Here is a 22,203-nt window from a genome sequence, read left to right on the forward strand (position 1 = left end):
TCGCGGTGCAAAGCCCTTGAGCATTGCCCGCTATACCGCGAAAGTAGCGATATGAACATCGAACTGCGCCATCTGCGTTATTTCGTGGCCGTGGCCGATACGCTGCATTTCGGCAAAGCGGCCGAGCGATTGGGTATGTCGCAACCGCCGCTCAGCCAGCAGATTCGTCAACTGGAAGACACCGTCGGCGCACGCCTGCTGACGCGCACCAACCGACGAGTGGCTCTGACCGAACCAGGCCGGTTGTTCTTGCAGGAAGCGCGCGACATTCTGGCCCGGGTAGAGCACGCTACCGATATCGTCCAGCGTGCGCAGCGCGGCGAGGTCGGTGAGCTGCACATCGGTTTCACCCGCACGACTCCGCTTTCGCAGGACATTCCACGCGCGATCCTGGCGTTCCGACAGCGTTTCCCGGCTGTCCATCTGCAATTGGAAGAAATGAACTCCCTGCGGCAACTGGATGCCTTGCTGGAACGCCATCTGCAGGTCGGTATTCTGCGCCCTGGCACGCTGCCCCAATCACTGCTTTCCAAGCGCCTGTTTCAAGACCCCCTGGTGGCGGTGATGCGCTCGGACCATCCCGCCCTGAAACGCATCGGTGCGCGTGGCAAGTTGCCCACCAAGGCGCTGGCGCAGGAACCGTTTGTGGTCTTCGCGCGCTCTGCGGGTGCAGGTGTGTACGAACATGTCCTCGCACTTTGCCGCGACGCCGGCTTTTCGCCGCGTGTTTCCCAGGAGGCACGCGAACCTTCCACCATTATCGGCCTGGTCGCCGCTGGCTTCGGCGTATCGATCCTGCCGGAATCATGCAGTCATTATCAGGTGGAAGGCGTTCGCTATGTGCCACTGGCCGAGGCGAATGCCATGTCGGAAATCCACGTGGTGTATCGCGAAGACGAGCGCTCACCGCTTGTGCCGCGCTTCATCCAACTGCTGCTGGCCAGCCGACGCTAAGAGCCGTCGTTGCTCACTTCGACAAGATTGCCATCAGGATCGCGAAAATAGATCGACACAATGGGACCCTGTGCACCGGTGCGGCGCACTGGCCCTTCCTCGATCACCACGCCACAAGCGCGCACGTGCTCGATCACTTTCTTGAGCGGCACGGACGTGATCAGACAGAAATCGCCCGAGCCTGGCATGGGGTGGGCTGCCTTGGGTTCGAATTCGTGGCGATGCTGGTGCAGGTTGATTTTTTGCAAGCCGAAGGACAGCGCCTTGCGTCCCTCACCGAAACTCACCACGGTCATACCGAGCACTCGCGCGTAGAAATCGCAGCTGGCATCGATATCGGCAACGGTAAGCACAAAGTGGTCGATGCGTTCGATCTTCATGGCCGCATCCTCGTTTGCCCGCATTTCGCTCCGGCGAGTCATTGGCAGGCCTTGCTCATCGGCGTCGGCGGGGTGGTGAGCTCCGGCAGCGACGGCAAGCGATAGAGCCGTAACGAAATCATCAACCCTGCCAGCACCAGCGCACCGACAAAGTACGCAACACCACTCCAGTTCCATTCTGCGTAGAACAATCCACCGCTCCAGCCCGCAACACTGGATCCCATGTAGTAACTGAATAAATACATCGACGACGCCTGCGCCCTGGCTGCACCGCCACGCCGCCCGACCCAGCTGCTTACGATGGAGTGACCGCCAAAGAAGCCGAACGTGATCGCCGTGATACCGAAAATGATCAGCCATAGCGACGCCATCATGGTGCAGCCAACGCCGAACAGCATCAACGCGAATGCCGTCCACAGCACTTTGCGTCGCCCCAGTTTACCGGCCAGATGTCCCATCCAGGCCGAACTGAACGTACCGACGAGATAGATAGCGAAGATCAGGCCAACCACCGTCTCGCTCAAGTTGTAAGGCGGTGCGAGCAAGCGATAACCCAGATAGTTATAGACCGTAACGAAGGCACCGAGCAGCAGAAAGCCCTCTGCGAACAGCCATGGCAGGCCCGGATCGCGAAACAAGCCGGCAAACCGCGCCATGAGTGCGCGCCACTGCAAAGGCTGCCGATGAAAATGACGCGATGGTGGCAGTGATTTCCAGAACACAAGGCCGGAGATGAGTCCGATCACACCGACTACGGCGATGCCTGCTCGCCATCCCAGAAAATCGGCTACCACGCCTGAAATCAACCGGCCACTCATGCCGCCCACCGCACTACCGCTGATGTAGAGCCCCATCCCCAAACCGATCGACTCCGCATGCATCTCCTCGGTGAGATAGGTCATCGCCACCGCCGGCAAGCCGCTGAACGTTATCCCGAGCAAGGTGCGCAAAGCCAGGAGCGCATACCAGTTCGGCATCCACGCGCTGAGCAGCACCAGCACCGCTGACGAAAGCAAGGACACCACCATCACCGACTTTCGACCGAAGGCATCGGAGATGCCGCCAGCAAACAGCATGGCAAAAGCCAATACGCCCGTGGTGAGGGAGAGCGACAATGCGCTGGATGCGGCGCCAACGCCGTAATAGCGGCTGAATTCCGGCATCAGCGGTTGCACGCAATACAACAGGCCGAACGTTGCAAAACCCGCGGCAAACAAGGCCAGATTGGTGCGCCTGAAAGCGGCTGTGCCGTGCCGTATCAAATCATCGTCATTCCAGGCCAGCGGCCTGGCAGCTGCCCGGTCGAAAAGGCTTGTGCTCATCACTAGGTCATCCCAACAGAGGACACAAGCATAATCAGGCAAGGCGAAGCGATCGATAACAAAGCGACTCCCGCTCCATAGCCAGCGCGTATCAATCTGCAACGGCACGCGTCAACAAGGCGTTACACACCAGACCACGCACCTCGGCAGGCGCTTCGAGATGGATGTGCTGCCCTGCCTCATGCGCGACGTTGCGACCGCTGGAGAGCCCGTTCGGCACACGTTTGCTTCGGCGCATTACATCCGCGTTGAACGATTCGTACATAAGTGGGGCATGCGCGAAGCGACCGTGATGGATCGCTCCGCGCTGCAACGATGCCCTCAGCGATAGCGCCAATGGCCGCCTACCCAAACGTGACCCGGTGCCCAATAGCCAGGCACCCACACGCGCCCCGAACGCGGCGCGACCACGACACAGCCCGTCTGTGCCAACGTGCCGCCAAGCACGGCAAGTGCAAGCAGGCAAATGGAAAGATAACGGCGCATGGTGCTCTCCCAGTGAGTGGAAACTCACGACGGAAAACGCCCGCAAGAATGATCGCGATGACTTCGCAAAGCTGAACTGATGCCGAGGGTTCAGGCCGGAGGACAGGCCGATGAAAGCGACGCTAGCTGTATGACAGCTCCAGTGTATAGGCAGAAGCATGGGGTGGCTTGTGGATCAATCGTCCTATCCGCGAGGTTGGCTGTGCGGAAACCGGCGCTCGAAAACATTACGGATTTTCTACACGCACGGCCCAATCCTTTATCCGATTTCTATGCAACGTGGACGATCATGCTCGCACCCAAGGTTGTGCAGGCTTGCAGCCGGAGACCGCCACGCGAGGTAGCGGGCAGCAGCCTTTCATGAGTTGGCTCCGGCTGCAAACCTGCACGACCTTGAAGCCTGTCTACACAGAAGTGGCAGACAAGCCTTTGCGCTCATCACGTGCCCGTCAAGTGCGCCATCGCCGTGCGATAGCGCGCGGCGATGCTGGCTTCATCCCGATGCTGGAAATCACGCACGACCCATTTGCCACCCGCCATCACATGCCGGACCGGTGATACGTTGCCGGCGAAAAGAAAACTATCCAGCACCGAGCGGCGGTCGCGCGCGGCCAATAGCGGTGAGTTGTTGTCAAGCACGATGAAGTCTGCGCGCATGTGAGCATCAAGCGATCCAATGGGAAGCGACGCCGCTTGCGCACCGCCCTGCAATGCTGCGCGCCACAGTGTTTCGCCGACACTATCGCCGGCATGACGCGCCGCGACGTTGCGATGTCGGGTATTCAGGCGTTGACCGTATTCGAGCCATCGCAGTTCTTCGACCGGGGAAACGGAAATATGCGAGTCGGAACCAATTCCCAGGGTCCCGCCCGCATCGAGATAGCGCGCCAACGGAAACAGGCCGTCACCAAGATTGGCTTCGGTGGTAGGACACAGTCCGGCTACTGCGCCGCTGCGCGTCAGCCTGTCAGTCTCTGCATCGGTAAGGTGGGTGGCATGCACGAGACACCAGCGATGATCGACCGGGGCGTGTTCGAGCAGCCATTCCACCGGCCGTGCGCCGCGTGTCGCCAAGCAATCCTGCACTTCACCGATTTGCTCGGCGATATGGATATGAATAGGGCCGGCTTTCAGCGCATCCTGCTCGATCACACCACGCCATGCGGATTCGGGCACCGCGCGCAAGGAATGCAGAGCGACCCCTACGCGCACATCATGGCTTTCCAGCTTGCGCAGGCTGCTTAGCAAACGTAGATAACTTTCTACGTCGTGTCCGAAGCGACGCTGACGTGGCGCCAGCGGTCGTCCATCGAATCCGCCGCTCATGTAGAGCACCGGCAGCAGGGTCAGAGCGATGCCGGCTTCGCGGGCCGCTTCGATCAAGGCCAGCGACATGGCCTCGGGTTGCGCGTAGGGCGTGCCGTCCGGCTGATGGTGCAGATAATGGAACTCGCAAACTTGCGTGTAGCCTGCTTTGAGCATTTCGACATAGAGCTGCGCAGCAATCGCCCGCAGGCCATCCGGATCGATGCGCGCCGCAAAGCCGTACATGGTTTCGCGCCAGGTCCAGAACGAATCATCGCCGGGCCCCCGACGTTCGGCCAGGCCCGCCATGGCCCGCTGAAAAGCGTGCGAATGCAGGTTCGGCATGCCGGGCAGCACCCAGCCATCGAGGTATTGCGGCGAATCACCGCTGGCTTCGATCACCCGTCCGAGGCTATCCACACCAAAGGCAGCCTCATCCTGCCAGTGGTCGGCTCGCCAAAGATGCCCTGCCTTGAATTGATAGGTTGCAGACGTGTCGCTCATGAATCATCTCCGTATGCTTCGCCAAGTGTAACCGCCCCGCACGGGCACACTCGCATGGGCTTCACTCTGGCTTGGCGAAGCTGTGATTTCACACAGCGCAAACGTTATCGGCCTCGTTCAAGATCGTTACCTGTGCACGGGATGGCCCCAGAGCCGAGTTCAACCGGCTGACGCAGAACACGACGGAAACCCCGGAGGACCTGCATGCTGCGCCGCGTGACACCTCCGCGCACGCTTCTGGGCATCATGGTGCAGCGTGGATGGGTACATCCGTAGAAAGGATGAAGGTCATGGCTAAGAAGAATGAAAATGCACCCAAGCTTGCTTTGCGCCAGGCGGTCCGGGGCGATGTATCGGCACTGGTGGATCTGACCGCGCGGGTCTACACGCCTGAGTGGGGACATTCGGCGGAAATGCTCCGCTCGCAGCAGACGCATTTCCCCGAAGGCCAGTTCGTTGTTGAATATGAGGGCTTGATCGTGGGCTACTGCGCCACGTTCCGCATCGATGAATCACTGGCGCTCAAGCCGCACACATGGATGCAGATCACCGGCGGCGGCATGGCCTCCCGGCACAACCCCGACGGCAATTGGCTCTACGGCATGGAAGTAGTCGTGCATCCCGACTATCGCGGCATGCGTATCGGGCAGCGCCTTTATCAGGCGCGCAAACGACTTTGCATGGAGCTGAAACTGCGCGGCATCACCTTCGGCGGACGCATTCCGGGATTGGCACGCAACCTCCAGCGCTATGGCAGCCCGGAAGCTTATGTACAGGCCGTGGTTGAAGGGCGACGTCGTGATCCTACGCTGAGCTTCCAGTTGGCGAACGACTTCGAAATCATCGGGCTGCTGCGTGGTTATGTGCCATCGGACTACGAGTCGCAGGGGTACGCCGCGCATCTGGTATGGCGCAACCCTGCCCTGCTCGACCAACCTGACATTCCAGCGGTCAAATCATCGCAGCACTTGCCCGACACCGTTCGCGTGGCCACCGTGCAGTACTTGCAGCGGCGCATCGGTTCGTTCGATGAATTCGCTACCCAGGTTGAATACTTCACGGACATCGCTGCCGACTACAGCGCCGATTTCGTGACGTTTCCCGAGCTGATCACCTTGCAATTGCTGTCGATCGAGAACGCGGAGCTATCGCCGGTCGAGTCGATCCGCAAATTGAGCCAGTACACGCCGCAGGTGAAGGAACTCTTCAGCCGGCTCGCCGTGCACTACAACATCAACATCGTGGCCGGCTCGCATCCTACGGAACAAGCCAACGGCGATATTCACAACGTGTGCTACGTGTGCCTGCGCGATGGCTCCATTCATGAGCAGGAAAAACTGCACCCCACACCGAGCGAGCGCATCGTATGGAACATCACCGGCGGCGACAGCGCCGCCACCATCCAGACCGACTGCGGACCGATCGGCGTGATGATCTGTTATGACGCGGAATTTCCAGAAGTGGCGCGGCACCTCGCCGATCAGGGGGCCTTGATGCTGTTCGTGCCGTTCTGCACGGATGTGCGCGAAGGTTATCTGCGCGTGCGCTACTGCGCTCAGGCGCGCGCCATTGAAAATCAATGTTATGTGATTCTGTCCGGCAATGTCGGCAACCTGCCCGGCGTCAACAATTTCGATATCCAATACGGACAGAGCTGCATCTTGACGCCAAGCGATTTTCTGTTCGCGCGCGACGGTGTCGCCGCCGATTCGACACCGAATATCGAAACGGTGCTGTTTGCCGATCTGCGCCTGGACGGCCTGGCCCGCGCCCGCAACGCCGGGACGGTGCAAAATCTGAAGGACCGGCGCTACGACCTTTATGAAACGCGCTGGCTGCGGCAATCGCGATGACCGGATTCCCACCTGTTCCGCAAGAGCTGGGCGAAGGTATCTGCCATAATTGACGGATGTCCAAATCATCCTTATTTCATCCTCGCGCCTCCAACCCCCGGCTGCGCGCCGTCCTGGGCCACGAGTTCTTCGCCCCTTATCAGTGGAAACGCCGTATCGCCTTATGGAGCGGCGCCATCCTGGTTGCGCTGGCGGCCATTCTGTTTGCCAAGGCCAGCGACTGGGCGTTCGGCATCTTCCAGAAGATCGTGGCGCATGGGATCTGGATTCCGCTGATCCTCACGCCGATCGTCTTCGGGCTGCTCTCCTGGGCTACTGAAGGAAAGCTCAAAGCGGCGCGCGGAAGCGGTATTCCGCAAGTTATCGCGACGATCCATATCGATGATGTCGGCTTTCGTGCGCGCATGCTGGCGTTGCCGATTGCCGTCAGCAAAATGATCCTGACGCTGGTGGCGATGCTCGTGGGCGCTTCCATTGGTCGCGAAGGGCCCACGGTGCATGTCGGCGCCGGGTTGCTGCACTGGCTGGGACGACGGTTCGGCTTCTCCGATTCCAAGGCACTGTCGCGTTTCATCCTTGCCGGCGGCGCGGCAGGTTTGGCGGCCGCCTTCAACACGCCGCTGGCGGGTGTGGTGTTTGCGATCGAGGAATTGGCCGGCACATTCGAGCATCGCTTCAGCGGCTTGCTGCTGACATCGGTGTTCGTAGGCGGTGTCGTCTCCTTGGGCATGACCGGCAATTACGCGTATTTCGGGACCGTCCACGCCAGTCTGCCGCTGGGGCACGCATGGCTGGCGGTACTGGCATGCGGCATCGTCTGCGGCTTGCTGGGCGGACTGTTCGCGCGCCTGATCCTGCTGAGCCGCCATGGACCACTCGCCATGATCGGACGGCTGCGCGACCGCAACCCGGTCTTGTTCGCGGTAGGCTGCGGCTTCGTACTGGCCGTGCTGGGCGTGATCTCGCACAACGCGGTCTACGGTACCGGTTATGCACAAGCTCGCGCCTTCGTGCAGGAATCATCCGTCACTTCAGGCCATAGCTTCGGTTTCGTCAAACTGCTGGCAAACGTGGTGTCGTACTGGGCGGGCATTCCAGGCGGCATCTTCTCTCCGGCTCTGGCGGTAGGGGCAGGCCTCGGCCACAACATTGCCTATTTCCTTCCGCACGCACCAGAAACGGCCATCGTGCTGCTTGGCATGAGCGCATATCTGTCCGGCGTGACCGGCGCACCGTTGACCTCGGCGGTGATCGCCATGGAACTGACCAACAATCAGGACATGGTTATTCCGATCATGGCCGCATGCCTGCTCGCGCGCGCCGCAGCATCGATCTTCTCGCCGACACCCGTGTACAAGGACTTCGCGGAACGCATGATCCAGGATTTCGAGCGCCAGCAAGCGCAACGCGAGGAAGCGGAACGTGGGCATGAAGCCCCCGCGCCGGTCGAAGAAATCGGTCCAACCAGTGCTTACGGAGAACCGGTGGTGTCCGATGAGGCCAGCACGGAAGAAGCCGATCGATGAGTTGGGACCTGCTGCTGACGAACGCGTCGCTGGCAACCTTCGCCGATGAATCGGGCTATGGACTGCTCAACGACGCGGCCGTCGCATGCCAGGATGGGCGGATCGCGTGGATCGGCCTTATGCAGGACGTCCCGCCGCTGTCAGCGGCATCCGCCCGGCAAATTTATGATGCAGGCGGTGTCCTGGTTACACCCGGGCTGATCGACTGCCATACCCATCTCGTCTTCGGCGGCGAGCGGGCGCAGGAGTTCGATAGGCGCCTCAATGGCGCTAGCTACGAGGATATTGCGCGCGCTGGGGGTGGCATCGTCTCCACCGTGCGCGCCACGCGCCAGGCGAGCGAGGATGAGCTGCTTGCCCAATCCCTGCCGCGTGCGCAGGCCCTGCTGGCCGACGGCGTTACCACGCTGGAGATCAAATCGGGCTATGGCCTGGAGCTGGAATCAGAGCGCCGCATGCTACGTGTAGCGCGACGCATCGGCCAGACACTGGGCATCCATGTACAAACAAGTTTTCTGGGGCTGCACGCGCTGCCGCCCGAATACAAGGAGCGTCGCGGCGACTACGTGGCACTGGTCTGCGATGAACTGCTACCGGTTCTTGCCGATGAGGGGCTGGTGGATGCGGTCGATGCCTTTTGCGAAGGAATCGGCTTCAGCCGAGCAGAAACGCAACGCGTATTCGAGCATGCGCGTCAGCTAGGGCTGCGCGTAAAACTGCATGCGGAGCAGCTCTCCGACCTCGGAGGCGCCTCATTGGTCGCCGAATTCCAAGGGCTTTCAGCAGATCATCTGGAATATCTGGGCGATGCAGGCATTGAAGCGATGGCACGCGCCGGCATTACGGCGGTGCTATTGCCTGGCGCGTTTTACACGCTGCGTGAAACCAAGCTTCCTCCTATCGGCGCGTTGCGCGCGCACCGCGTACCGATGGCCATTGCTACGGACTGCAACCCGGGAACGTCCCCCCTGCTCTCGTTGCGCCTTGCTGCGAATATGGCCTGCACCCTGTTCCGGCTGACGCCCGAAGAGGCCTTGCGTGGCATCACGGTAAATGCCGCACGCGCGCTTGGCCTGGCCGATCGCGGAAAGATCGCGATCGGGCATCACGCCGACCTCGTCGCCTGGAACGTGAAGCAACCGGCCGAACTGTGCTATTGGATCGGCGGCAGTCTGGTTCGTCAGGTCTGGGTGGGTGGGCGTTCGGTGGAAACCATGTCCCGAACATCACCGGGGTGATAAGCGGTCATAAAAAAAGCCCCGGAAAGGGCTTTTTTTAATGCGGCGAGCCGTTCAGCTCAAGCCGATTTCTTTTTCGGAGCGGCAGCCTTTTTGACGGCAGCCGGCTTGGTCACGGTCGACTTGGCGCCAGCCACTGCAGGCTGTGCGACGTGCGCGCGCGTATTGCCGTAGCTGCCACGGTAGGTTTTGCCACGGCGGGTTTTACGATCGCCCTTGCCCATAGGGAACTCCTTGGTTCGTAATGCTGTTGACGGTCGATCATCGTAACAGCGGCCACTCAAAGCGCAAGCGGCTTGCCAGATAGTGGGGCCTAATGGTGACCGTGCTGATGTGCGCTGCAGCCCGGACGCCCATCCGGGCAATGCCCTGGATCGATCTGCACGGTGGCGTGATGGATACCGAACCGTTCCATCAGCAATCGATTTACTGCCGCCAAGGCACGCGCACCTTGGTCCTGGTCATGCAACTCAAGGTGCAAAGTCGCCATCCGCGATCCGGAAGCGAGCTGCCATACATGCACATGATGGACATCGCGAATGGCGGTATCGGCACCACGCAGGGCAGCCTCGACCTCGTGCGTGTTCATGCCCTCCGGCACGCCTTCAAGAAGGATGTGTGTGGAACGCCGCAGCAGCCGCCAGGCACTCAGCAAGATCAACAGCGAAACCAGCAATGAAAGCGCCGGATCACTCCAGTTCCAGCCCAACCAACGCACAGCCAACGCAGCAAACACCGCGCCGACCGAACCCATCACGTCCCCCAATACATGCAGACTGGCAGCCCCCATGTTCACGTCATCATGCTCGTGGCCGTGCAGACTGCGTAGCACGATCAGATTAACCAGCAGACCGACCGTAGCAACACCTAGCATCACACCGGAAAGAATCTGCACTGGCCGGAAAAAGCGCTCGATGGCTTCGTAGGCGATAAAGCCGACTAAAACGAACTGAGTCAGCGCGTTCACGAAGCCGGCAAGTACCTCCGTGCGTCCATAACCATAGGTACGCCGTGCATCTGCCGGACGCAGCGCCATGCGCGCAGCAAACAGAGCCAGCAACAGCGCCGCCGCATCCACCAGCATATGACCGGCATCAGCCAGCAGCGCCAGCGAACCAGACCACCAGCCCCCTACCGCCTCGGCGACCATCATGACTGCCGTCAGCACAAAGGCTACGAACAATTTGCGCTCGCGGCTCGTCGCATCCGCTACGTGAGCGTGATCGTGATGCTCATGGGCATGGCTATGCGCGTGATTCATTTCGGAATGCTAAGAAGCAACAAAGCCGTTACACAATCACCGCGCGCCGCGATGATTCATCCATGCGCGCAACGCGCACCATGCACGTGCCCAGCCTGACGATCGAGGCGGAGATTCAAGAAATGCGCACTGGCCACCAACATGCCGCCGCACGTCACCAACACGCTATGCACGATGATGGAATAGCTTTCGGCAAAGGTGACTCCTGAGACCAGCAGCAGCAGGCCAGGAAGTGCAAGACGAAGCGGGAGTGCACGGTGATGCCGGCGATAGCCATTGATCAACGCGACCATGGCCAGCGCGCTTGCGAAAAGAACAAAGCCGCGCTCGAACCCATGGTCTGCCAGGAAGCTGAGTCCCAGCAAGGGCAGTATTGCCAGCACGAAAGGAAGCGCCGCGCAATGAATGGCGCAAAGGAATGAAGCAACCGCTCCGATGCGATCGGCGATGTTCCACAAGCGTGAGTTCGGTGACGTTGGCGTCGAATCCATGGAGTGGGACTGCACCGTGCGGGAGAGGGCCGATCAGGGGAAACCGTTTTGGTACAATATAACGTACACGGTGTCTGCGCAAGGGCTTGCCCCTTGCGGGCCTATCTGCCGTTTCGCTAGAGCTGTCAGCTCAGGCCTTGCGGCACTGCTTGCAAACGCCGTGCACCTCAAGCGTCTGCGCCTGTGGCCGGAATCCAAAAGCCTTGGCCTGGGCTTCGATAAGCTCGGCCACGCGCTCATCACAGACTTCCTGGGCGCTGGAACAGACATCGCAAATCAGGAAAGGAACCTGGTGTGCCTCGGCCGGGTGATGGCACGAGACGAAAGCATTGATGGATTCCAGCTTATGGATGAAGCCGTGCTCCAGCAGGAAATCCAGCGCGCGGTAGACCGTGGGAGGTGCGGCATTTCCGTGGCGCTCACGCAGGTGATCGAGCAAGTCGTACGCTTTGACCGGCTTGCCGGCTGCCGCGATCAGCTCCAGCACTTCCTTCCGCAGCGGCGTTAGCCGCAGGCCGCGTTCTTCGCTGGCGTGCTCTACCGCCGCCACAAATTCCCGAGGGCCTTCATGACGATGGTCGTGCGCTTTGGCAGAAGAATGATTGCTCAAGAAATTCACCTCATTAACGATGATACACCGCTACTTTGGCAGCGGCGGTGGCTTGGCCGATCTGGGGGTGAGCAACACGATAATCCAGCCGATCGGACCCAGTACCAAAGCCCAGACCACGCCCGCCATCACTTTCCCGCGCCACCAGCCCAGCAAGGCCCCCACGGCGACGAAAACAAGATTCCACCAGAACAAGGCACCCCAAGGGATCATGCCCATCAGATTGATAAAGATGTGCAAGAACGCATCGGGCGCGCCGGGATCCACACCTTGGGTCGCTTTGGCCAGCAGTTCTTCCAAGTTCGCCCACCTGTCAAGTCATGCGGATACGAGGCACGGGAACAGCTATTCCCTGCCTCAAGCAACGCCTTGCCTGTTTGAAGCTATTCCAATATTCCATATCGCCATGCTCCAAGAATGACACGCACTTTTGCCGTCATTGCCACGAAGGCAGCACCTCATGCCGCTCTGAGGCAAAAGCAATGATGGCTTGATCGGCTTCGCTATTGAATGCGCTTTTCGCCTTCGCAGGAAGGACGAGCATTGATATCCATCCCCCATCAAAAGGCCGATCCGGCACGAGCTGAGCCCTCCGTAAGAGGTATCAAGCCCGCGCCAATGCCATGGCGTCGTCGATGCGCTTAAGTGCCGCTTCGCGCCCGGCAAGATAGATGGTGTGATCGATGGAAGGCGACACCTGCGTCCCTGTCATGGCCACTCGCAGAGGCTGCGCGATCTTACCCATGCCCAGTTCGAGTTTCGCTGCGACCTGCTCGATTACCTGATGGATCGGCTCGGGTTTCCACTCGCATTGCGCAAGCAATTCGCGTGCGGAGGCGAGCACCTGCATGGCGCTATCGTTCTTTAGATGCTTGGCGATCGCCTTGTCGTCCCAGTCGGTGATCGGGCCGTACCAGATCTTGGCACGTTCGGCCATTTCCTTAAGCGTATGCACACGATCACGCAAGGCGACGATCACGTCTGCTGGCGCCGGGCCCTTCGCGACATCGACGCCGGCCCGTGCCAGGTGCCATGCAAACTCATCGGCCAGCAGGGACGGATTGTCCGTCTTCAGATAATGCTGGTTGAGCCACATCAGCTTTTCGACGTCGAAACGCGAGGCCGCCTTGTTGACATCGGCCACGTCGAACAGACGGATCATCTCCTCGCGCGAGAAGATTTCCTGATCGCCATGCGACCATCCCAGGCGCACGAGGTAGTTGAGAATCGCGTGCGGCAAGAATCCATTCTCGCGGTATTCCATCACGCTGACTGAATTGGTGCGCTTGGAGAGCTTCTTGCCCTCCTTGTCCAGGATCATCGGTAAATGCGCAAACTCCGGCACCTGGGCGCCAAGGGCAAGATAGATGTTGATCTGGCGAGGCGTGTTGTTGACATGGTCATCGCCACGAATGACTTCGGTGATGCCCATGTCGATATCGTCGACCACCACCGCAAAGTTGTAGGTCGGCCAGCCGTCGGAGCGAAAGATCACCAGATCATCCAGCTCGGCGTTGGACCATTCCACCGTGCCCTTTACCTTGTCCTCGAACACCACTGAACCTTCCAGCGGGTTCTTGAAGCGGATCACGCGGTTCGGATCGTCGCGGTATGGCTCATTACGGTCACGATAGTAGCCGTTGTAGCGTGGCTTCTCCCCACGCGCCATGGCCGCCTCGCGCATCGCCTCGATCTCCTCCTTGGTCTCATAGGCGTAATAAGCCTTGCCGGCCGCGACCAGATCGAGAGCCACCTGCTTGTAGCGCTCCAGGCGATGGGTTTGATAGATCGGTGGATGATCGGCGCCAAGCTCAAGCCACTGCATGGCGTCGAGAATGGCCCGCACCGCTTCATCCGTGGAGCGCTCGCGGTCCGTATCCTCGATGCGCAGCAGAAATTCGCCGCCGCGGCGACGCGCTTCCAACCAGCAATACAGAGCAGTCCGTGCACCCCCAATGTGCAGGAAGCCGGTGGGACTGGGAGCAAAACGGGTGCGAACGGTCATGATTTCTGCATTGAGCCAGGGCTGAACCGAAAATTTTAACCGATCGTGGGATGGAACTCCCTCCAGTTACCTCAGGAAACGCTTTTCCTTTTCACAAGCTGGAGGAGCCAGTCATTCCACCCAGCTGCCTGGGCCCTCTCTCGCCGGGGTTTTCCTCGTTTGGTAACACCCGTAACCGGCCTGTCACCTGACCGCCATCCCGGCGAAACGCCATCGGCGGAAGCTATGGCCGTACAAGACGAGGATGCGCCATGCGTATCGGCATCATCAGCGAGACGTATCCGCCGGAGATCAACGGTGTCGCACTCACCGTGCATGGTCTGGCAGCCGGTTTGGCCGCACGTGGCCACGACATAGATCTGGTCCGTCCTCGCCAAACCGTCAGCCATGAAGACGAGCTGGGCATCGATGCACTAGAGACGCGGGGCGCGGCGCTACCGCGCTATCCAGGTTTGCGCTTCGGCCTGCCCGCTGCACGCACCCTGCGACATCGCTGGACTCAGCGCCGCCCGGATGCCGTCTACGTCGCCACTGAAGGCCCGCTGGGGCGATCGGCAGTAAAAACCGCGGTGCGCCTGGGCATCCCGGTTGCTACCGGTTTTCACACACGATTCGATGCATACGCCAACCACTACGGCGTGGGTTTCCTCACACCCATGGTGCACGGCTATCTTGGCCGCTTTCATCGCCGCGCGAATGTCACGCTGGTACCGACTGAAGCACTTGCGCAGGAACTGGCGGCGATGGGTGTCAATCATGCCCGCCTGCTGCGCCGCGCCGTGGATACCAAGCTGTTCCATCCTTCCAAGCGCGACATGACGCTGCGCGAAAGCTGGGGAGTAGATGCCGATACGCCGGTCGTGCTTTATGTCGGCCGCATCGCGCCGGAAAAAAACCTCGAACTGGCAGTGGATACTTTCCGCGCCATTCAACAGGTCGCGCCGAAAGCACGCTACGTGTGGGTCGGTGACGGTCCTGCCCGCGCATCATTGCAATCGGCTCATCCGGATTTTCTGTTCGTGGGCGTGAAACGCGACGAACAACTGGCCGCGCACTACGCCAGCGCGGATCTCTTTCCGTTTCCAAGTCTCAGCGAAACCTTCGGCAACGTGATTCTCGAAGCACTCGCCGCTGGTTTGCCGGTCGTCGCCTACGCCGAAGGCGCCGCACGCGAGCACTTGATGGATGGCATCAATGGTTTCCGGATTCCCTGTGGCGACGCCCATGCATTTACCGCGGCAGCCGTGACGCTCGCCAGCGACATCGGCCTGATGCGGCACATGGGACACGCTGCCACGGCCAGTGTAGAGCGGCTCTCGCCGGATGCCGTGATCCGTGAATTTGAAAATCTGCTGCGTGAACTGGTCGAGGAGAACATGCATGACCGCCATGTCACCATCGCACCTGCCTGAAACGGTCGCGCTGCCGCGCCACGCGTTCGATCGGCGCATGTGCATCGCCGCCAACCGCTGGGGCGCGCGCCATGCAGTGGGTCTGTTCTTCGGCGTGATCAGCCGCCTGGGCGACGGCGTCTTCTGGTACGCATTGATGCTCGCGCTGGCGCTGATCGATGGCCGGCGCGGACTCGAAGCTGCCGCGCATATGGCGGTAACCGGTCTGGTAGCGTTGTTGCTCTACCGCGTCCTGAAACGCTGGACACGTCGTCCGCGCCCTTTCCGCACGTGTCCCGGCGTGATTGCACACGTACCGCCGTTGGATGAATTCAGCTTTCCATCGGGACACACCCTGCAAGCCGTAGGCTTCACCATCGTCGCACTGGCCTGGTACCCATTGCTTGCCCCGCTGCTGCTCACTTTCACCGCCCTGGTGGCCGCATCGCGCGTGATTTTGGGCTTGCACTATCCCAGCGACGTGCTCGCAGCGATTCTGGTCGGCAGCGGTCTTGGTACCTTGTCATTGTGGCTGGCGCACAGCGCACCACAGTTCCTTATGTGAGCAAAGTTTGCGCTGGTCAATTGCTCATCACGCTGTGCTCACATGCTTTGCGCTCAATGACATAGCCTACCTATCCACAAGCTCTACCGGATACTTTCCACAACAACTGTGGAAAACTGCGCGCACTTTCTGACCAAAACTTCATCACTGCGTACCAAGTGTTTGATTGCGCAGTGGCGAATGGGAGTTTTCCACAAGGTTTTCGATGAAACGTCCACATCAACTGTGGAAAAGAGAGCGCGCGCCGATCACTGTGCGGCATGGGTGCATATCGACATGAACCCAACAGTTCTTCGCAAGTGGCGCTCCACCGTGGCGAATAGCGAGCATCCGCGTAAAGGCGCACCACACAGGCGGAACTGTGACGCGCCATCCTGCTGTCGCACGGCGATATTTCGATCCATCGAATGCGAGATCGATCAATTCCGCCGGATCAGGCGAGGACGACGTGCAAATGCCCTCGCAGCCGTGACGACTTGTCCGTAGTCATGGCGACTGCCTCGACCCAAAGGCTGAGCAACATTTCAGCACGGTGTACCAAGTGCTTGATTGGACGGTGCCGAATGATGGTTTTCCACAGGGTTTTCCAGCAAGCGTCCACATGCGCTGTGGAAAAGTGCGCGCACAGTGATAACGGCATTCCTCATCGAGATGCGCTCTTCCCTCACGGCATGCCCCGCAAACAGGCATGATGTCGACAAAAAGAAAGCGGCGACGAGGGATAAAAGAACCCTCATCGCTCAAACCTGCCTTAAAAAAAATGCCGCCCGAAGGCGGCATGGCTTATTCAACACACAAGATGCTTTAGGCCGCGCGAGGCACCTTGCGCAGGATGTTCAATACATCGGCCAGCTTGTCGCGCATCTGGCGACGATCAACGATCATGTCGACGGCGCCATGTTCCAGCAGAAATTCTGAACGCTGGAAGCCTTCCGGCAAGGTTTCGCGCACGGTTTGCTCGATCACGCGCGGACCGGCGAAGCCGATCAGAGCCTTGGGTTCCGCCACATTGATGTCACCGAGCATGCCGAGGCTTGCCGATACGCCGCCGGTGGTCGGATGGGTCAGCACGCTGATGTATGGCACGCCAGCTTCGCGCATACGCGCCAACGCCGCAGAGGTCTTGGCCATCTGCATCAGCGAAAACAATGCTTCCTGCATGCGCGCACCACCGGTGGCGGAGAAGCACACCAGCGCACTGCGCTCGGTCAGCGCACGCTCGGCGGCACGCGTAAATTTCTCGCCGACCACCGAGCCCATCGAACCGCCCATGTAGGCGAACTCGAAAGCGACCGCCATCAACGGTTGCTCCTTGAGCTTGCCGCTCATCGCGATCAGCGCATCCTTTTCGCCCGTGGCTTTTTGCGCAGCGACGATGCGATCGCGGTATTTTTTTGAATCGCGGAATTTCAGCGGGTCGTTGGGCTCCATGCTGGCCCAGTGCTCTTGCGAGCTGCCCTCATCCAGAAAGGACAGCAAACGCGCGCGCGCGCCGATCGCGTGATGATGGCCGCATTTGGGGCACACCATCAAATTGCGCTCCAGCTCCGGCTTGTACAGCACCGCACCGCAGCCCCCGCATTTCTCCCACACACCTTCGGGTACCTTGCCCTTGCCGGCCGCGGAACCTTGCGTCCGCGCGCGGGGTGTCATGATTTTCTGCAACCAATTCATTGAATCCGCCTCGATCTGGAAACAGGCACGACCCGTCAGATAAAACAGGCCGCACAGCTATGCGTTTCCTTTTTAATGGCGACGTTCCGGCGTGGATAAAAGGTCACTGACGATCTGCACCAACGCGCCACCTGAACTATATCAAGGCGAAACGCGGGTTCACTTCCCGTCCAATGCTGCGCGAATCGGTCGGAGAAAATCTCCCACCCGTGTCGCGATATCCTCCGCCGTTTCCGCCCCGTCCAATCGCTCCACCAAGGCACTGCCAATGACTACTGCATCGGCAAAACCACTGATGGCTTTCGCACTTTGCGCATCCTTGACGCCAAAGCCCACAGCGACCGGAGCCTTCGCACGTGCCCGGATGTCAGCCACGCGTGCGGCGATATCCTGGATGCTCAGACGTCCGGCTCCCGTGATGCCGGCGAACGACACATAGTACAGGAAACCCTCCGCCGCTTCGCACAACGCTGCCATACGCGTGGGTGCGGTCGTGGGTGCGGCCAGCAAGATCTGCTGAAGGCCTGCGCTGCGCAGGGGAGCCAGCACAGCCATTTCTTCGAGCGGACAATCCACAAGCAGTACGCCATCGACACCCGCCGCCATGGCTTCCTCGGCGAAACGCTGATAACCATGGATTTCAACCGGATTGAGATAACCCATCAACACTACCGGTGTGTCCTTGTCGCGTTCGCGAAACGCAATCACCCATGCGAGCACATCGGCAAGGCCGACGCCCTTCGCAATGGCGCGTTCGCTGGCGTGCTGGATCACCGGACCATCCGCCATGGGGTCAGAGAACGGCACACCCAGCTCGATCAGGTCCGCACCCGCGTCGACCAGTGCATGCATCAGCGCGACGGTATGCAGGGGGGCCGGATCGCCCGCCGTGACGAAAGGAATCAGTCCAGTCCGGCCTGCCGACCTGAGCGTGGCGAAACGACGATCGATGCGGCTCATACCTGCACTCCCTCGCGCGCAGCAATGGTGTGAACATCTTTGTCGCCACGACCGGAAAGATTGCAAAGCACGATGCCGTCCTTCGGCAGTTCGCGAGCAAGTTTCATGGCCTGCGCCACGGCATGGCTGGATTCCAGCGCTGCAAGAATGCCCTCGGTGCGTGCAAGCAGATGAAACGCCTCCAGGGCTTCGTCGTCGGTAACGCCCACGTACTCGGCACGACCGGCATCTTTCAGGAACGCATGCTCTGGCCCCACGCCCGGATAATCCAGACCCGCCGATACCGAATGCGTCTCCGTGATCTGTCCGTTGTCGTCGCACAACACATAGGTGCGATTGCCGTGTAATACACCAGGGCGCCCTGCCGCCAGCGAAGCGGCGTGATGGCCAGTCGCAATGCCCTGACCAGCCGCTTCCGCGCCAACGATGCGTACGTTGCTGTCGTTAAGGAAGGCATGGAACAAACCAATAGCATTGGAGCCGCCGCCGACGCAGGCTGTCAGCACATCTGGCAAGCGCCCATACTGTTGCAGCATTTGCACACGCGCTTCGCGCCCGACAATGGCGTTGAAATCCCGCACCATCATGGGATACGGATGCGGACCGGCCACGGTACCGATGATGTAGAACGTGTCCGCCACATTGGTGACCCAATCGCGCATCGCCTCATTCAGGGCGTCCTTCAGCGTCTTCGAGCCTGAAGTCACCGGCACCACTTCAGCGCCCAACAGCTTCATGCGGTACACGTTGATCTTTTGCCGCTCGATGTCCACGGCGCCCATGTACACCACACACTTCAGCCCGAAACGTGCCGCCACCGTAGCGCTCGCCACACCGTGCTGCCCTGCGCCGGTCTCCGCGATGATGCGTGGCTTGCCCATCCGCCGAGCCACAAGTGCCTGGCCGATGGTGTTGTTGATCTTGTGCGCGCCGGTGTGATTGAGATCCTCGCGCTTGAGCAAGATGCGCGCCCCGCCCACATGTTTTGAAAGCCCCTCAGCGTGATAAATCGGGCTGGGACGGCCTACGTAGTGAGTCAGATCCCGATCCAGCTCGGCCAGGAACTCGGGGTCTTCACGCAGGCGTAGATAGGCCTCGGTCAGTTCGGCCAGCGGGGCCATCAGCGTTTCGGCCACGTACTGGCCGCCGAACGCACCAAAGCGCCCTTGCGCGTCGGGCCATTGATAAAAATCCTGGGTGGACATTGGTGAAAAATCCTGCGTCATGACGGAGCGGCATGGGCGGCAGATGCAGCCGCATTGCCCCAAAATAGCGTGAATGACGTTCACCGAAAAGCGATATGATGGCTTCCATCCGTTAGAAAAACTCACACAAGCGTGCGCGAGCTTCCCTCTCTCAATGCCCTTCGTGCTTTCGAAGCAACCGCGAGACTGGGCAGTGTCGGCCGCGCAGCAGAGGCCTTGCACGTCACGCACGGGGCGATCAGCCGGCAACTCCGGGTCTTGGAGGATCAACTTGGCGAACCATTGCTGACTCGCCAGGGGCGCAGCGTCGCCCTTACCGCGACGGGCGAAGCATTGCGGGACCGCGTGACGGCCGCTTTCGATCAACTGCGCGACGGCTGGGCGGAATTGCACCGGCATCGCGCCAGCACGCCTTTTGTACTCGGCTGCGCGAGCAGCGTGCTGGCGCGATGGGTCATTCCACGACTGGAACGGCTAGAGCGCGACCTGCCCAGCCTGCGCCTGCATTTATCGCCGGAAGAAGATCCACTCGCACCTCAACACGCCGAGCCTGACGCGGCGCTGGTTGTGGCCTCGTCACCATGGCCGCCCGGTTGGCAAGTGCACGAACTGGCTCCCGAACACATTGGCCCCGTGGTCAGTCCTCGCTATGCGGGGCTGTCGCGCTTACAGGGACGCGGACCTTCTGAGCTGGGAGGAGAAGCCCTGCTGCACACTACTTCTCGACCCGAAGCGTGGTCCATCTGGGCGGCTGCCAGCGGGATAGCACCGGAATCGTTGCATGAAGGACAAGCGTTCGCTCGCCTGTTCTATCTGCTCGAAGCGGCGGTCGCTGGATTAGGGGTGGCCATCGCACCGCTGCAACTGGTGCAGGAAGACATCAACGCCGGGCGCCTGCTGGCGCCCTGGGGATTTCAGCAAACGGCGGCGTGCTGGATCTTGGCGACGCCGCGTCGTCGCGCCGATGGCCGGACGGGTGCCTTGGCGGAGTGGCTACGCCACGAGTTGCAATCGTAGGCCGGCTTTCATGCGCTGCGTACAGCGTCGATGAAATCCCTGAGCTTGCCTGCGTCCTTGATCCCGGGCGTGGATTCAATGCCACTGGATACATCAACCGCCCAGGGCTGGGCTACGCGGATCGCCGCAACCACATTTGCAGGCGTGAGTCCGCCGGCAAGTATCAGCGGTTGTTTCAGATCGTGTGGCATGAGCGACCAATCAAACGATTTGCCGCTACCACCCGCTTCCCCGAGTCCGTGGCCGTCAAGCAGCAACCCGGCTGCATGCGGATGATCACGTAACTGGTACAGCGCCGAAGCCCCCTCGCTCATGGCGATAGCTTTCAGGTACGGCTGACCGAATTGTGCACACCATTCATCGCTCTCATTGCCATGGAACTGCAGCATGGCCGGGCGAACCGTGTCGATGATTTCCTGCACGAAGCCCGCCTCATCATCCATGCACAACGCCACGGTCGTGACGAACGGCGGCATCGCCGCAACGATCGCCTTCGCTTGCGCCAATGAAACCTGCCGCTTGCTGTGCGCCGTGAGCACGACACCGATCGCATCGGCGCCCAAGCTCGCAGCAAGCAAGGCATCTTCAATACGTGTCATGCCGCAACATTTGATACGTGTCATTCGCTCACCTCATTCGGCAATTCCCAACGCCGTTCGTAGCGCGGGCCGATAAACGTCAAGCCGGCGGCCGCTGCGGTAGGGCCGGCAATCTCCCGATCGCGCTTAGCCAGCAATGCGGCTATCCATTCAATAGTTTGTTCGCCACGCCCTACCGGTAACAGCGAACCGACGATGTTGCGCACCATATGATGCAAGAAAGCATTGGCCTCGATGTCGACAATCACCTGCTCGCCATCGCGATGTACGCGCAGCGTCTTTATTTCTCGCCGGGCATGGGCCGCCTGGCAGGAAACGGCACGAAACGCCGAGAAATCATGTTCGCCAAGTAAAGCCTGCGCAGCTGCATGCATACGCTCTGCGTTCAATGGATGACGTTCCCAGGCAACGTAGCGAGCGTCCAGCGCCGGACGAATGCTGCGGTTGAGTATCACGTAGCGATACCGACGACTGCGCGCGGAAAAGCGCGCATGGAAGTCACCCGGAACCGGCTGGGCCCACAACACGGCCATGGACTGCGGCAGATTCGAACAGGCACCGAGCACCCAACCGCGCATGTCACGCTGTGCTTCGGTATCGAAATGCACCACCTGGCAACGCCCATGCACGCCAGCATCGGTGCGTCCCGCACACGTCACCGCCACGGACTCCGCCGCAACAAAGGAAAGCGCGCGCTCCAGGCTCGCCTGCAGGCTGGCGCCATGGCTAAGCCGTTGCCAGCCGAGGAAATCGGTGCCGTCGTATTCAATGCCTAAAGCAATGCGCATGGAGGTCGGGAAACTGCCGGATGGACAAGCGTAGCAGGTAGCTCGGGTTTTCCCGTCACAAGGCCCAAA

General features: G+C 60.4%; 23 protein-coding genes. 7 read left to right on the forward strand and 16 right to left on the reverse strand.

Annotated features, from left to right (window positions below; genetic code table 11):
- Positions 1-51: 51 nt before the first annotated feature.
- A complete protein-coding gene (locus AC4HNJ_RS19240; protein ID WP_490481226.1) occupies positions 52-954 on the forward strand; it encodes a LysR family transcriptional regulator in 903 nt (300 codons plus the stop codon).
- Here AC4HNJ_RS19240 and AC4HNJ_RS19245 read toward each other — a convergent pair.
- From AC4HNJ_RS19245 to AC4HNJ_RS19265, 5 genes are all read right to left on the reverse strand, one after another.
- Complete coding sequence (locus AC4HNJ_RS19245; protein ID WP_490481227.1) at positions 951-1,334, reverse strand: VOC family protein; 384 nt, start codon at positions 1,332-1,334, stop codon at positions 951-953. The two genes, AC4HNJ_RS19240 and AC4HNJ_RS19245, sit on opposite strands and share 4 nt — an antisense overlap.
- Before the next feature lie 38 nt (positions 1,335-1,372).
- Positions 1,373-2,656: an MFS transporter gene (locus tag AC4HNJ_RS19250; RefSeq protein ID WP_490481228.1), complete on the reverse strand. Its 1,284-nt coding sequence runs from the start codon at positions 2,654-2,656 to the stop codon at positions 1,373-1,375.
- A gap of 91 nt (positions 2,657-2,747) precedes the next feature.
- Positions 2,748-2,894, reverse strand: a complete 147-nt coding sequence (locus AC4HNJ_RS19255) for a hypothetical protein (protein WP_490481229.1) — start codon at positions 2,892-2,894, stop codon at positions 2,748-2,750.
- A gap of 83 nt (positions 2,895-2,977) precedes the next feature.
- Positions 2,978-3,142: a hypothetical protein gene (locus AC4HNJ_RS19260; protein ID WP_490481230.1), complete on the reverse strand. Its 165-nt coding sequence runs from the start codon at positions 3,140-3,142 to the stop codon at positions 2,978-2,980.
- A gap of 438 nt (positions 3,143-3,580) precedes the next feature.
- Complete coding sequence (locus AC4HNJ_RS19265; RefSeq protein ID WP_490481231.1) at positions 3,581-4,951, reverse strand: formimidoylglutamate deiminase; 1,371 nt, start codon at positions 4,949-4,951, stop codon at positions 3,581-3,583.
- A 290-nt stretch (positions 4,952-5,241) separates the two neighbouring features.
- Between AC4HNJ_RS19265 and AC4HNJ_RS19270 the strand changes: the two genes are divergently transcribed.
- The 3 genes from AC4HNJ_RS19270 to hutI are packed head-to-tail and all read left to right on the forward strand — an operon-like array spanning position 5,242 to position 9,568.
- Positions 5,242-6,804 carry a GNAT family N-acetyltransferase gene (locus tag AC4HNJ_RS19270; RefSeq protein WP_490481232.1) on the forward strand — a complete coding sequence of 521 codons (1,563 nt, stop codon included), beginning with the start codon at positions 5,242-5,244 and terminating at the stop codon, positions 6,802-6,804.
- 56 nt (positions 6,805-6,860) lie between these two features.
- Positions 6,861-8,330 (forward strand): chloride channel protein, encoded by a 1,470-nt coding sequence (locus tag AC4HNJ_RS19275; protein WP_490481233.1) that lies wholly within the window; start codon positions 6,861-6,863, stop codon positions 8,328-8,330.
- A complete protein-coding gene (hutI, locus tag AC4HNJ_RS19280) occupies positions 8,327-9,568 on the forward strand; it encodes an imidazolonepropionase (RefSeq protein WP_490481234.1) in 1,242 nt (413 codons plus the stop codon). Before AC4HNJ_RS19275 ends, hutI begins: the two co-directional genes overlap by 4 nt.
- Before the next feature lie 59 nt (positions 9,569-9,627).
- On the opposite strand, the gene AC4HNJ_RS19285 is transcribed toward hutI, so the two are convergent.
- The 6 genes from AC4HNJ_RS19285 to gltX all read right to left on the reverse strand — a co-directional run bounded on the left by AC4HNJ_RS19285 (position 9,628) and on the right by gltX (position 13,935).
- Positions 9,628-9,792, reverse strand: coding sequence for a 30S ribosomal protein THX (locus AC4HNJ_RS19285; RefSeq protein WP_490481235.1), 165 nt, complete (start codon positions 9,790-9,792; stop codon positions 9,628-9,630).
- A gap of 89 nt (positions 9,793-9,881) precedes the next feature.
- Positions 9,882-10,829: a cation diffusion facilitator family transporter gene (locus tag AC4HNJ_RS19290; RefSeq protein WP_490481236.1), complete on the reverse strand. Its 948-nt coding sequence runs from the start codon at positions 10,827-10,829 to the stop codon at positions 9,882-9,884.
- 56 nt (positions 10,830-10,885) lie between these two features.
- Positions 10,886-11,320 carry a MerC domain-containing protein gene (locus AC4HNJ_RS19295; protein WP_490481237.1) on the reverse strand — a complete coding sequence of 145 codons (435 nt, stop codon included), beginning with the start codon at positions 11,318-11,320 and terminating at the stop codon, positions 10,886-10,888.
- A gap of 130 nt (positions 11,321-11,450) precedes the next feature.
- Positions 11,451-11,930: a transcriptional repressor gene (locus AC4HNJ_RS19300; RefSeq protein ID WP_490481238.1), complete on the reverse strand. Its 480-nt coding sequence runs from the start codon at positions 11,928-11,930 to the stop codon at positions 11,451-11,453.
- A gap of 30 nt (positions 11,931-11,960) precedes the next feature.
- Positions 11,961-12,230 carry a hypothetical protein gene (locus AC4HNJ_RS19305; protein WP_490481239.1) on the reverse strand — a complete coding sequence of 90 codons (270 nt, stop codon included), beginning with the start codon at positions 12,228-12,230 and terminating at the stop codon, positions 11,961-11,963.
- 304 nt (positions 12,231-12,534) lie between these two features.
- Positions 12,535-13,935: a glutamate--tRNA ligase gene (gene gltX / locus AC4HNJ_RS19310; RefSeq protein ID WP_490481240.1), complete on the reverse strand. Its 1,401-nt coding sequence runs from the start codon at positions 13,933-13,935 to the stop codon at positions 12,535-12,537.
- A gap of 251 nt (positions 13,936-14,186) precedes the next feature.
- On the opposite strand from gltX, the gene AC4HNJ_RS19315 reads away from it, so the two are divergent.
- Both AC4HNJ_RS19315 and AC4HNJ_RS19320 read left to right on the forward strand, forming a co-directional pair.
- Positions 14,187-15,347: a glycosyltransferase family 4 protein gene (locus AC4HNJ_RS19315; RefSeq protein WP_490481241.1), complete on the forward strand. Its 1,161-nt coding sequence runs from the start codon at positions 14,187-14,189 to the stop codon at positions 15,345-15,347.
- A complete protein-coding gene (locus tag AC4HNJ_RS19320) occupies positions 15,316-15,891 on the forward strand; it encodes a phosphatase PAP2 family protein (protein WP_490481242.1) in 576 nt (191 codons plus the stop codon). The genes AC4HNJ_RS19315 and AC4HNJ_RS19320 overlap by 32 nt, the downstream gene beginning before the upstream one ends.
- Positions 15,892-16,695: 804 nt before the next feature.
- Here AC4HNJ_RS19320 and accD read toward each other — a convergent pair.
- From accD to trpB, 3 genes are all read right to left on the reverse strand, one after another.
- Positions 16,696-17,565: an acetyl-CoA carboxylase, carboxyltransferase subunit beta gene (accD, locus tag AC4HNJ_RS19325; RefSeq protein ID WP_490481243.1), complete on the reverse strand. Its 870-nt coding sequence runs from the start codon at positions 17,563-17,565 to the stop codon at positions 16,696-16,698.
- Positions 17,566-17,724: 159 nt separating this feature from the next.
- Positions 17,725-18,525, reverse strand: coding sequence for a tryptophan synthase subunit alpha (gene trpA / locus AC4HNJ_RS19330; RefSeq protein WP_490481244.1), 801 nt, complete (start codon positions 18,523-18,525; stop codon positions 17,725-17,727).
- Positions 18,522-19,730, reverse strand: a complete 1,209-nt coding sequence (gene trpB, locus AC4HNJ_RS19335) for a tryptophan synthase subunit beta (RefSeq protein ID WP_490481245.1) — start codon at positions 19,728-19,730, stop codon at positions 18,522-18,524. The genes trpA and trpB overlap by 4 nt, the downstream gene beginning before the upstream one ends.
- Positions 19,731-19,862: 132 nt before the next feature.
- Here trpB and AC4HNJ_RS19340 point away from each other — a divergent pair, with 132 nt between their 5' ends.
- On the forward strand, positions 19,863-20,747 hold the full coding sequence (locus AC4HNJ_RS19340; protein WP_490481246.1) for a LysR family transcriptional regulator: 885 nt from the start codon (positions 19,863-19,865) through the stop codon (positions 20,745-20,747).
- A gap of 8 nt (positions 20,748-20,755) precedes the next feature.
- Here AC4HNJ_RS19340 and AC4HNJ_RS19345 read toward each other — a convergent pair whose 3' ends face one another.
- Together AC4HNJ_RS19345 and truA are read right to left on the reverse strand one after the other, a co-directional pair.
- A complete protein-coding gene (locus AC4HNJ_RS19345) occupies positions 20,756-21,370 on the reverse strand; it encodes a phosphoribosylanthranilate isomerase (RefSeq protein WP_490481247.1) in 615 nt (204 codons plus the stop codon).
- A complete protein-coding gene (truA, locus tag AC4HNJ_RS19350) occupies positions 21,367-22,134 on the reverse strand; it encodes a tRNA pseudouridine(38-40) synthase TruA (protein ID WP_490481248.1) in 768 nt (255 codons plus the stop codon). The genes AC4HNJ_RS19345 and truA overlap by 4 nt, the downstream gene beginning before the upstream one ends.
- Between the last annotated feature and the right edge of the window lie 69 nt (positions 22,135-22,203).

It is taken from the genome of Dyella sp. SYSU CM1112 (genome assembly GCF_058216415.1).

Coding starts and splice junctions, on each gene's coding strand:
- trpB (WP_490481245.1), bottom strand. CDS start 19,730: ATGTCCACCCAGGATTTTTATCAATGGCCCGACGCGCAAGGGCGCTTT.
- truA (WP_490481248.1), bottom strand. CDS start 22,134: ATGCGCATTGCTTTAGGCATTGAATACGACGGCACCGATTTCCTCGGC.
- AC4HNJ_RS19255 (WP_490481229.1), bottom strand. CDS start 2,894: ATGCGCCGAAGCAAACGTGTGCCGAACGGGCTCTCCAGCGGTCGCAAC.
- AC4HNJ_RS19260 (WP_490481230.1), bottom strand. CDS start 3,142: ATGCGCCGTTATCTTTCCATTTGCCTGCTTGCACTTGCCGTGCTTGGC.
- AC4HNJ_RS19285 (WP_490481235.1), bottom strand. CDS start 9,792: ATGGGCAAGGGCGATCGTAAAACCCGCCGTGGCAAAACCTACCGTGGC.
- AC4HNJ_RS19265 (WP_490481231.1), bottom strand. CDS start 4,951: ATGAGCGACACGTCTGCAACCTATCAATTCAAGGCAGGGCATCTTTGG.
- AC4HNJ_RS19290 (WP_490481236.1), bottom strand. CDS start 10,829: ATGAATCACGCGCATAGCCATGCCCATGAGCATCACGATCACGCTCAC.
- hutI (WP_490481234.1), top strand. CDS start 8,327: ATGAGTTGGGACCTGCTGCTGACGAACGCGTCGCTGGCAACCTTCGCC.
- AC4HNJ_RS19315 (WP_490481241.1), top strand. CDS start 14,187: ATGCGTATCGGCATCATCAGCGAGACGTATCCGCCGGAGATCAACGGT.
- AC4HNJ_RS19320 (WP_490481242.1), top strand. CDS start 15,316: ATGACCGCCATGTCACCATCGCACCTGCCTGAAACGGTCGCGCTGCCG.
- AC4HNJ_RS19270 (WP_490481232.1), top strand. CDS start 5,242: ATGGCTAAGAAGAATGAAAATGCACCCAAGCTTGCTTTGCGCCAGGCG.
- AC4HNJ_RS19345 (WP_490481247.1), bottom strand. CDS start 21,370: ATGACACGTATCAAATGTTGCGGCATGACACGTATTGAAGATGCCTTG.
- AC4HNJ_RS19245 (WP_490481227.1), bottom strand. CDS start 1,334: ATGAAGATCGAACGCATCGACCACTTTGTGCTTACCGTTGCCGATATC.
- trpA (WP_490481244.1), bottom strand. CDS start 18,525: ATGAGCCGCATCGATCGTCGTTTCGCCACGCTCAGGTCGGCAGGCCGG.
- AC4HNJ_RS19275 (WP_490481233.1), top strand. CDS start 6,861: ATGTCCAAATCATCCTTATTTCATCCTCGCGCCTCCAACCCCCGGCTG.
- AC4HNJ_RS19250 (WP_490481228.1), bottom strand. CDS start 2,656: ATGAGCACAAGCCTTTTCGACCGGGCAGCTGCCAGGCCGCTGGCCTGG.
- AC4HNJ_RS19240 (WP_490481226.1), top strand. CDS start 52: ATGAACATCGAACTGCGCCATCTGCGTTATTTCGTGGCCGTGGCCGAT.
- gltX (WP_490481240.1), bottom strand. CDS start 13,935: ATGACCGTTCGCACCCGTTTTGCTCCCAGTCCCACCGGCTTCCTGCAC.
- accD (WP_490481243.1), bottom strand. CDS start 17,565: ATGAATTGGTTGCAGAAAATCATGACACCCCGCGCGCGGACGCAAGGT.
- AC4HNJ_RS19295 (WP_490481237.1), bottom strand. CDS start 11,320: ATGGATTCGACGCCAACGTCACCGAACTCACGCTTGTGGAACATCGCC.